A 10279-nucleotide genomic window follows, 5' to 3' on the forward strand; every position below is an offset into this window, starting at 1 on the left:
CTCCCGAGGATTTTCAATACGACTGACATGTGTTCTTGCAACACTGCGCCCCGAAATGCACTCAAGCCAAGGAATGTCGAGATGGATATCGCACGCCTAACATCCCCACTGCCAGGCCCTCGCGGCCAGCGTGGCTTCACTCTGATCGAGATCATGGTGGTGGTGGTCATTCTCGGGATTCTGGCGGCGATGGTGGTGCCCAAGGTACTCGACCGTCCGGACCAGGCGCGGGCCACCGCGGCGAAACAGGACATCGGCGGGTTGATGCAGGCGCTGAAACTCTATCGCCTCGACCACGGCAGTTACCCGACGATGAACCAGGGCCTCAAAGTGCTGGTGGAACGCCCGGCGGATGCGAAAAACAGCAACTGGCGCGCCTACCTCGACCGTCTGCCCAATGACCCGTGGGGCCGTCCTTATCACTATCTCAACCCAGGCGCCAACGGCGAGGTCGATGTGTTCTCCCTGGGCGCCGACGGCCAACCGGATGGCGACGGCGTGAATGCCGATATCGGCTCCTGGCAGCTGTAAGGCGCGCGATGAAACGGGATTCGCCCGCAGCGGCGAAGCAGCGCGGCATGGCGATTATCAGCGCGTTGCTGATCGCGGCGGTGGTGGCGGTGATCGCCGGCGCCATGCTCACGCGCCAGAGCGTATTCACCCGCAGCGTGGAGGCCGAGCAATTGCGCATTCAGGGTCAGTGGCTGTTGCAAGGTCGCCTGGAACACAGCCGCCTGTTGCTGTGGGAGGCGCGCCAGAAGGACGTGCTGACGCGCCTCGATCAGCCGTGGGCGCGGCCCCAGGGCGGGGCGTTTGAAGGGCGCCTGGAGGACGAGCAGGGCAAGTTCAACCTGCGCAACCTGGTCAATCGCCAGCGGCTGGACGCCGAACAACTGCAAGCTTTCGAGCGCCTGTGCCGCCTGATCGACATCGACCCGGCCGTGAGCCGACGTATCAGCCGGCGAGTGATCGCCTCCTATGATCAACGTACCGACAAGACGCTGCTGCCGGCGCGCTACCCGATGCTGCGCAGCCTGGATGACCTGAGCGGTATCGAAGGGCTCGACCCGCTGCTGCTGCGACGCCTGCAGACCTTCGTCGGCGTGCTGCCCGGCAATACCTGGGTCAACGGCAACACCGCCAGCGCCGAAGTGCTCAGCGCGGTGGTGCCGGAACTCAGCCTGGCCCAGGCCCAGGCATTGGTGGCCGAGCGCGACAGCGGGCGCTGGTTTATCAACCGTGGCGATTTCGTCAACCGCCTGCACCTGCCCCAAGTGGCGGTGGACAGCGTGCAGGTGGGCATTACCAGCGAGTGGTTTCGCCTGCAGGGCCAGGTACGCCGTGAACAGCGCCGGGTAACGATCGACGCGTTGTTGCATCGCCCCGAAGACCGCCGGCCCCAGGTGATCTGGTCGCGGGTGGGCGCATGAAACGCCTGCGGATCGGCTTGCCGCCACTCGATCAACTGACGGTCGACAGCCAGGTGCAATTTGCCTGGCTGGAGCGTGGCGCCGTGGTGAGCGAGGGTTGCGAAAGCCTGTTGCAGTTGGGCCGGTCCAAGCCGTCGGTGGAGTGCTTTCTGCACCCCGCCGACAGCCTGTCGACCAGCCTCGAGCTGCCGCCGCTGGCCGCCACCAAAACCGCCGCCGCCGTGGCCTGTGCCGCACAGGCGTTGATCCTCGGGCCGGTGGAGCAGATGCAGGTGGCCCACGGCCCGCGCGACAGCGATGGGCGCGTGCAGGTGGCCTGGGTGTCCAAGGCCGGGTTGGAGCGCCTGGGCCAGGTGTTGGTGCAGGGCCAGTTCAGGTTGCGCGGCCTGTACCCGGCGCCGTATGCCTTGCCGCTCGGCACCGCGGCCATGCACGACGGTTATTTGCTGACACGCCATAGCCTGCACCAAACGGCGGTGCATCCGCTCGGGCAACAGGTGTTGGATCAAGGGCTGGAGGTGCCGCTGGCGCCGGAGGCGCAACGCTGGAGTGGCGCCGTGCCTGGCTGGGGCTTGCACGGCCGCCTCAACCCACCGGCGAGCGGTGGCTGGGGCAGGGCGCTGGCCGCTGTCGCCCTGGCCACTGCCGTCTGGACCCTGGGCCTGAACCTGTACGCCGCGCGCCAGGCGGGCGAAGGCCAGCAGCTCAAGGCGCTGCTGAGCCAGCAGGTGCGTCAGGCCTTCCCCGAATTACCGGTGATCCTCAACCCCTTGCAGCAGGCCCGCCAACAGTTGGCCGCCCGCCAAACCGGCGCCGCCGCCGACCCCGCCCAGCGCTTTGGCAGCCTGCTGCAAGTAGCCGGCAGCAGCCTGCCGTTCATGGTCGGCAACGTCGACAACCTGAGCTTCGAACAGGGCCGCTTGCACGTGGGCTTGCTGGCCGACAGCCGTAGCCCGACGGCGCCGGGCGATGGGCAAGCGGCGCTGGCCCAGGCCGGGTTTAGCGCGACCCGCGATGAGCATGGCTGGACGTTGGGTCCGGTGGAAACCGCCGAAAAACCGGGAGCCGTCGATGAATAAGTGGCGCCGTCTACGCAGCCAGGCCCAGGCGTTCTGGAGCGGCCTGGCCCTGCGCGAACAACGCATGCTCAGCGGCGCCGGCCTGGTGCTGGCAGGTCTGTTGACCTGGCTGGTGCTGATTCAGCCGCCCTTGAAGACGATCGCGTATTGGCAGGCCGAAACCCCCAAGTTGCGCACCCAGGCCGCCACCTTGCACGCGCTGTTGCAGGGCGTCGCGGCGCCGCGGCCCGCCGATGCCGCCACGCTGCAACAGGCCCTGGACAGCGCCGGCCTGCAAGGTCGCTACCAGTTGCAGGCGCTGGATGCCGGCGCCTGGCGCCTGAGCTTCGACAACGCGCCGGCCGATGCGGTGATGGACTGGTTACTGGGCAATCCCCGTTCGTTTTCCCTGGAGGTGTCCGAGGCGCGCTTGCAGCGTAGCGCGGACGCTATCGACAACTCGGCCGGCACTGTGTCCGGGACCGTTCGCATGGATCAGGCGCTTGGCGCTAAGGAAGCTTCATGAAGTGGTCAGTCCCCAACCCTGCGCCTTTTCGCAAGATCGCGCCGCTGCTGTTACTGGCCTTGAGCGCGTGCAGCAACACCCCGTCGCCGACCAAGCCGTTGCAGGTGGACAGCGAACTCGGCCAGCCCCTGGCCGACACCCGGCGCAGCAGCGAGAGCGTGCTGGAGCGCCAGCGCGAGCCGGCGCCCAAGCCCCGCGTCCAGCACCCGCTGACCAACAGCGCCCGTGGCCACGCGCCGGCTGCGGTCAAGACGCGCAACCCGCTGGGCGATCAGCCGGTGCAGTTGAATTTTGTCGATGCCGATATCCAGGCGGTGGTGCGCGCGCTGTCCCGTGCCACCGGCCAGCAGTTTCTGGTCGACCCTCGAGTCAAAGGCAACCTGACCCTGGTCAGCGAAGGCCAGGTGCCGGCGCATCAAGCCTACGACATGCTGCTGGCGGCGCTGCGCATGCAGGGCTTCAGCGTGGTCGACGTCGGCGGCGTGGCCCAGGTGGTGCCGGAGGCCGATGCGAAGTTGCTCGGCGGGCCGATCTACAGCGCCGGCAGCAGCGGCATGCAGACCCGCACCTTTCGCCTGCAATACGAAAACGCGGTGAACCTGATCCCGGTGCTGCGCCCGATCGTGTCGCCGAACAACCCGATCAACGCCTACCCGGGCAACAACAGCATCGTCATCACCGATTACGCGGAAAACCTTGCGCGAGTGGCGCAGATCATCGACGGCATCGACACCCCCAGCGCCATCGACACCGACGTGGTGATGGTGCAGAACGGCATCGCCGTGGACATCGCCGCCATGGTCAGCGAACTCCTGGAAACCCAGGGCGCCGACCAGACCCAGAAGATCAACGTGATCGGTGACCCGCGCTCCAACTCGATCATCGTCCGTTCCGGCAGCCCCGAGCGCACCGAGCTGGCGCGCAACCTGATCTACAAACTCGACAATGCCCAGAGCAACCCGAGCAACATGCACGTGGTCTACCTGCGCAACGCCCAGGCCGGCAAGCTGGCGCAGTCGCTGCGCGGCTTGCTCACCGGCGAGAGCGAGTCTGGCGTCAGCGACGAGGCGCGGGGCAAGCTCAGTGCCATGGGCGGCAATGCCCAGAGCACCCAGGGCAACAGCACCGCGCAGAACAGCAGCGGCACGCCCACCGGCAGCGGCGTGCAGGCCGGGTATGGCCAGGACAAACCGGCGACCGGCAGCAGCCCCAGCGATCAGAACACCGCGTTCAGCGCCGGCGGCGTGACGATCCAGGCCGACGCCACCACCAACACCTTGCTGATCTCCGCGCCGGACCCGCTGTACCGCAACCTGCGCGAAGTGATCGACATGCTTGACCAGCGCCGCGCCCAGGTGGTGATCGAAAGCCTGATCGTCGAAGTCAACGAAGACGACGCCAGCGAGTTCGGCGTGCAGTGGCAGGCCGGCAACCTCGGCGGCAAGGGCGGTTTTGGCGGGGTGAACCTGGGGGGCAGCGGGGTGAATGGCACGTCGACCAGCAAGACCAGCATCGATGTGCTGCCCAAGGGCCTGAATATCGGCCTGGTCGATGGCAGCGTCGACATCCCCGGGATCGGCAAGGTGCTCGACCTCAAAGTGCTGGCCCGCGCCTTGAAGAGCAAGGGCGGCACCAACGTGCTGTCGACACCGAACCTGTTGACCCTGGACAACGAAGCCGCGAGCATTTTTGTCGGGCAGACCATTCCGTTCGTCACCGGCAGCTATGTGACGGGCGGCGGCGGCACCAGCAACAACCCGTTCCAGACCGTGCAGCGCGAAGAAGTGGGGCTCAAGCTCAACGTGCGCCCGCAGATTTCCGAAGGCGGCACGGTGAAGCTGGATATCTACCAGGAAGTCAGCAGCGTGGACGCGCGGGCGTCGGTGGACGCGGGCACGGTGACCAACAAGCGGGCGATCGATACCAGCATCCTGTTGGACGACGGGCAGATCATGGTGCTCGGTGGGTTGTTGCAGGACGGCTACAGCCAGAGCAATGACGCGGTGCCGTGGCTGTCGGATATCCCGGGGTTGGGCGCGCTGTTTCGCAATGAAAAGCGCAGTGTGAACAAGACCAACCTGATGGTGTTTTTGCGCCCCTACATCATTCGCGACAGTGGCGCGGGGCGCAGTATCACGTTGAACCGCTATGAGTTCATGCGCCGCGCCCAGGGAGGCTTGCAGCCGGAGCGCAGTTGGGCAATGCCGGATGTGCAGGCACCGCAGTTGCCGTCGGTGGAGAAGGCGATTCCGGGGGCTGGGCCGAGGGCGGTGATCAGGGCGGTGCCGGCTCGTGATTGATGTTGAGCGAGTGCATATCCGGGGCTTCGGTAACGGCGGCTTATGGTTCCGCCCTTACGGCGGGTCACTTTGGAAAAGCCCCAAAGTAACCCAAGGGCCCTTGCCCCACCACTTGGCACCTCGCTTGGGCTCGGTGTGCCCGAACGCAGGCTTGCGTGGTTTAAGATCAAAAGCGGCTCGCTTCGCATCGTGTTTACGCGGGGGGGCGGTGTTTTTTCATGGCCTGGATTTGTGCCACAACCCCGCTGCAATCAATGCAGTGCCCAGACGGGTGCAGTCGGATTTGACTGAGAATTCCTGGGCACTCACCACTTCAAAATGTGGGAGGGGGCTTGCCCCCGATAGCGGTGGTTCAGTTACAGATGAATTGACTGACACACCGCTATCGGGGGCAAGCCCCCTCCCACATTTACAGTGCGCGGCGGCCCGCCGTGAGGGCGGAACCATAAGCCGCCGTTACCGCAGCAACGGATATGTACTCAATCCAAAAGGGTCAACCCCATGAGCCTGCTCCCCTACGCCTGGGCCAAATCCCAACGCATCCTCCTGCGTCCCGGCGAGGCCGGCCTGCTGCTGACGGTCTGCCCGTCGACCCCCGGCTGGTCGATCAGCGAAGTGCAACGTCAGTTCGGCCAGAGCCGCCTTGAACAGGTGCGCGACGACGAACTCGACGGCCTGCTCGCCAGCGCTTATGCCGACACCGGCAGCGCCGCTGCGGTGGTCGGTGCCGCCGAAAACGAAGTCGACCTCGACCGCCTGATGCAGGACATGCCCGAGATCACCGACCTGCTCGACACCCAGGACGGCGCGCCGGTGATCCGCATGATCAACGCCTTGCTGACCCAGGCCGCCCGCGATGAGGCCAGTGACATCCATATCGAACCCTACGAAACCCACTCCGTGGTGCGCTACCGCGTCGACGGCACCCTGCGCGACGTGGTCTCGCCGCGCAAGGCGCTGCATGGCGCGCTGGTGTCGCGGATCAAGATCATGGCCCAGCTCGACATCGCCGAAAAACGCCTGCCCCAGGACGGCCGCATCGCCCTGCGCGTGGCCGGGCGGCCGATTGATATCCGCGTGTCGACAGTGCCCACCGGGCATGGCGAGCGCGTAGTGATGCGCTTGCTGGACAAGCAGGCCGGGCGCCTGCAACTGGAGACCCTGGGCATGGAGCCGCAACTGCTGGCGCGCCTCGACACGCTGATCCGCCAGCCCCACGGCATCGTGTTGGTCACCGGGCCCACCGGCAGCGGCAAGACCACCAGCCTCTACGCCGCGCTGGCGCGGCTGGATGCGAGCACCAGCAATATCCTCACTGTCGAAGACCCGGTGGAGTACGACTTGCCGGGCATCAGCCAGATCCAGGTCAACGCCAAGATCGACATGACCTTCGGCCTGGCTTTGCGTGCGATCCTGCGCCAGGACCCGGACATCATCATGATCGGCGAAATCCGCGACCTGGAGACCGCCCAGATCGCCGTGCAAGCCTCGCTCACCGGCCACCTGGTGCTCGCCACCCTGCACACCAACGACGCGGTGTCGGCGGTCAACCGCCTGATCGATATGGGCGTCGAACCGTTCCTGCTGGCGTCTTCACTGTTGGGCGTGTTGGCCCAGCGCCTGGTGCGGCGCCTGTGCCCGCACTGCAAGCAGACGGACCCGGCCGTGCCGGGCACCTGGCGCCCGGTGGGCTGCGCGCAGTGCAACCAGATCGGCTACAGCGGGCGTACCGGTATCCATGAATTGTTCTGCGTCGACGACGAGGTGCGCAGCCTGATCCACCAGGGCGCCGGCGAGCAGGAGCTGCGTCTGACGGCACGCCGCGCCGGCATGTTCAGCATGCGTGAAGACGGCGAGCGCTGGGTGCGCAGCGGCACCACCGCGGCCGAAGAAATCCTGCGCGTAACACGGGACGCCTGATGAATCGCTATCGCTATGAAGCCGCCGACGCCAGCGGCAAGGTCGAGGCCGGGCACCTGGAGGCGGACAGCCAGAGCGCGGCGTTTGCCGCGTTGCGCAGCCGTGGCCTGACCGCGCTTCTGGTGCAGGTCGAAGGCAATCAACAGGCCGCGGGCGGCAGCAGCCTGTTCAGCGCCAAGCTGTCGGACAACGACCTGGCCTGGGCCACGCGGCAACTGGCGAGCCTGCTCGGCGCCAGCCTGCCGTTGGAAGCGGCGCTGAGCGCGACGGTGGAACAGGCCGAGAAAAAACACATCGCCCAGACCCTGGCCGCTGTGCGCGCCGATGTGCGCGGCGGCATGCGCCTGGCCGATGCCCTGGCGGCACGGCCACGGGACTTTCCGTCGATCTACCGTGCGCTGATCGCGGCGGGGGAGGAGTCCGGCGACCTGGCTCAGGTGATGGAGCGCCTGGCCGACTACATCGAGGAGCGCAACAACCTGCGCGGCAAGATCCTCACCGCATTCATCTACCCCGGCGTGGTGGGGCTGGTGTCCATCGGCATTGTGATTTTCCTGCTCAGCTACGTAGTGCCCCAGGTGGTCAGCGCGTTCTCCCAGGCGCGCCAGGACCTGCCGGGGCTGACCCTGGCGATGCTCAACGCCAGCGACTTCATCCGCGCCTGGGGGTGGCTGTGTTTTGCCGGGATCGTCGGCAGCTTCTGGGGCTGGCGCCTGTACCTGCGCGACCCGGTGGCGCGCTTGAACTGGCACAGCCGCGTGCTGCGCTTGCCGCTGATCGGGCGCTTTGTGCTGGGCCTGAACACCGCCCGATTTGCCTCGACCCTGGCGATCCTCGGCGGTGCTGGCGTGCCGCTGTTGCGCGCCCTCGAAGCCGCGCGCCAGACCCTGTCCAACGAGCGCCTGAGCCAGTGCGTCAACGACGCCACCGCCAAAGTGCGCGAGGGCGTCAACCTCGCTCCGGCGCTGGCGGTGGAGAAGGTGTTCCCACCGGTGCTGATCCACCTGATCGCCAGCGGTGAAAAAACCGGCTCACTGCCGCCCATGCTCGAACGCGCGGCGCAGACCCTGTCGCGGGACATCGAACGCCGCGCCATGGGCATGACCGCGCTGCTCGAGCCACTGATGATCGTAGTGATGGGCGCCGTGGTGCTGGTGATCGTGATGGCGGTGCTGTTGCCGATCATCGAGATCAACCAACTGGTGACCTGAATGTGGGAGGGGGCTTGCCCCCGATTGCGATGGGTCAATCTATGCATCTTTGGCTGACACTCCCTCATCGGGGGCAAGCCCCCTCCCACATTGGACCCTACCTGTTCAGTTGATTTTGGGGTGGGCCGATACCGCCAGCCCGCAACCTCGGGTTCATCGTTTCGTCACAGCCAAGCCCCTCGCCGCAGCCTACGCCGCCTTGACGAAACCCCCACTGAAACCGCGCTGTCACCTGCCTCCAAACCGCTCAAAACCATGACCAAAACACCCGAGAATCTTTTTAAAAATCAAGCCCTTCCTCCCGAGGTTTTTTCCCTTAGCTGTCATCGGAAGCTGCGAAATTCTCTAGCCATGGCCTCACCCCCAGCCACCCCCGGAACACGGCTTGGGACCGAAGCCATGGCGTCATGCAAGAGCCATCTACCTCAAACGTACAAACACGACGAAAGGAGATTCTTCATGTTTAAGCGCACTATGATCGCGGCCTCTTTGGCAGTTGCAGCACTGGCTTCGGCCCAATCCATGGCCGCAGTGGTCGGTGGCGGGGCCACCTTGCCGGAAAAACTCTACGGCAGCACTGCCACATCGACGACGGCTACCGGCATCCTCTCTGCCAGCATTCCAGGTTTTAGCCCCTACATCGGTGTAGGCAGCGGCGACGGCAAGAAGGCGTTCTTCGGTAACGATTCGACCAAGCTGAAATTGGCCTCGGGTATCACCGTTGACTATGCCGGTAGCGATTCGGTGGTGAGCGCCGCGGAACTGGCTGCTTACAACGCTGATACCGTTAAAGGCCGCGCCGCCTATGGCCCGCTGGTTCAAGTCCCGGCTGAAGCCACTTCGGTGACAGTGCCTTACCACATCGACGGTAAAACCTCGCTGCAGCTCACCAGTGCTCAGTTGGCTGATATCTTCGCCGGCAAGATCACTAACTGGAAAAACGTGCAATTCAACGGGGCTGCCGGTCCAGACCTGCAGATCAAAGTGGTCTACCGTCAGGAAACCAGCGGGACCACCGAGATTTTTACCAACCACCTCAAAGCGGTAAAACCCGCGTCGGTACCGAATGTCAGCAACAGCTTCGTCACCGCCATCGGCTTTGACCCAGCCACCAGCGCTCCGGTCGGTTCAAGCTACCTCGCTGTAACCGGCAGCCAAGGTGTCGCCACCGCGATCACCAATAACAACGGTGCCATCGGTTACGTCAGCCCTGACTACGCAGCGTTCAACAGCGCCGCCGCCGTTGCCTCGGTCAATGGCTTCCTGCCGACTGAAGTGAACGTTCAAGCTTCTCTCGATACTATTGCGCCACCGACCGTCGGTTCCGCCGCCGCCACCGACCCGTTGAACTGGGTCCCCACGTTTGCCAACCCGACTGCGGGCTACCCCATCGTCGGCTACACCAACCTGGTCTTCAGCCAGTGCTACAAAGACACCGCTGACAACACCCGCATCCAGACTTTCCTGAAACGTCACTACACTGGCGTGAACAACGCGGCTATCAGCAGCCACTCGTTCATTCCGTTGTCCACCACCTGGCAGAAAGCGGTCTACGACAACTTCGTTGCCACCACCAGCTCGCTGCGCATCGGCGACACCAACACCTGCAACGGTATCGGTCGTCCGCTGTAACACCCCGTCTCGACAGGGTTGGCCCCACAACCGGCAATGACTTCGCGTCATTGCCGGTTTTGTCGTTGTGCATCGCGACCCGCCAGTTGAACCGCGTTGTATGAACATTGTGTGACATCAGTTCGGTCGCACCCCTCGGCAACCGCCTTAAGCAATAACCACAACACGTGCCCGCGCAGTGTTCGCGCGCCCGTCGTTCGCC

Annotated in this window: 8 protein-coding genes; all 8 read left to right on the plus strand. The window is 65.1% G+C overall.

Translation table 11 applies throughout. The annotated features are described in order from the left end of the window. Window positions 1–81 precede the first annotated feature (81 nt). The 8 genes from gspG (at window position 82) to C8K66_RS14360 (ending at window position 10077) form a co-directional block, all read left to right on the plus strand. A complete protein-coding gene (gene gspG, locus C8K66_RS14325) occupies window positions 82–531 on the plus strand; it encodes a type II secretion system major pseudopilin GspG (RefSeq protein ID WP_108525149.1) in 450 nt (149 codons plus the stop codon). A gap of 8 nt (window positions 532–539) precedes the next feature. Then, window positions 540–1430, plus strand: a complete 891-nt coding sequence (gene gspK / locus C8K66_RS14330) for a type II secretion system minor pseudopilin GspK (protein WP_017849136.1) — start codon at window positions 540–542, stop codon at window positions 1428–1430. Next, window positions 1427–2509, plus strand: coding sequence for a type II secretion system protein GspL (gspL, locus tag C8K66_RS14335; protein WP_046383042.1), 1083 nt, complete (start codon window positions 1427–1429; stop codon window positions 2507–2509). The genes gspK and gspL overlap by 4 nt, the downstream gene beginning before the upstream one ends. Further along, complete coding sequence (gene gspM, locus C8K66_RS14340; protein ID WP_017849138.1) at window positions 2502–3014, plus strand: type II secretion system protein GspM; 513 nt, start codon at window positions 2502–2504, stop codon at window positions 3012–3014. The genes gspL and gspM overlap by 8 nt, the downstream gene beginning before the upstream one ends. Continuing rightward, the gene (gene gspD, locus C8K66_RS14345) at window positions 3011–5314 is read left to right on the plus strand and encodes a type II secretion system secretin GspD (RefSeq protein WP_108525151.1); all 2304 of its coding nucleotides are present in this window, start codon (window positions 3011–3013) and stop codon (window positions 5312–5314) included. The genes gspM and gspD overlap by 4 nt, the downstream gene beginning before the upstream one ends. 501 nt (window positions 5315–5815) lie before the next feature. After that, complete coding sequence (gene gspE, locus C8K66_RS14350) at window positions 5816–7234, plus strand: type II secretion system ATPase GspE (protein WP_108525153.1); 1419 nt, start codon at window positions 5816–5818, stop codon at window positions 7232–7234. Next, entirely contained in the window at window positions 7234–8445 is a 1212-nt protein-coding gene (gspF, locus tag C8K66_RS14355; protein ID WP_017849141.1) for a type II secretion system inner membrane protein GspF, read from the plus strand. Before gspE ends, gspF begins: the two co-directional genes overlap by 1 nt. Before the next feature lie 459 nt (window positions 8446–8904). Then, window positions 8905–10077, plus strand: coding sequence for a substrate-binding domain-containing protein (locus tag C8K66_RS14360; RefSeq protein ID WP_046383046.1), 1173 nt, complete (start codon window positions 8905–8907; stop codon window positions 10075–10077). Window positions 10078–10279 lie beyond the last annotated feature (202 nt).

The organism is Pseudomonas sp. GV105 (assembly GCF_003058185.1).
In the GTDB taxonomy this organism is placed as follows: domain Bacteria; phylum Pseudomonadota; class Gammaproteobacteria; order Pseudomonadales; family Pseudomonadaceae; genus Aquipseudomonas; species Aquipseudomonas veronii.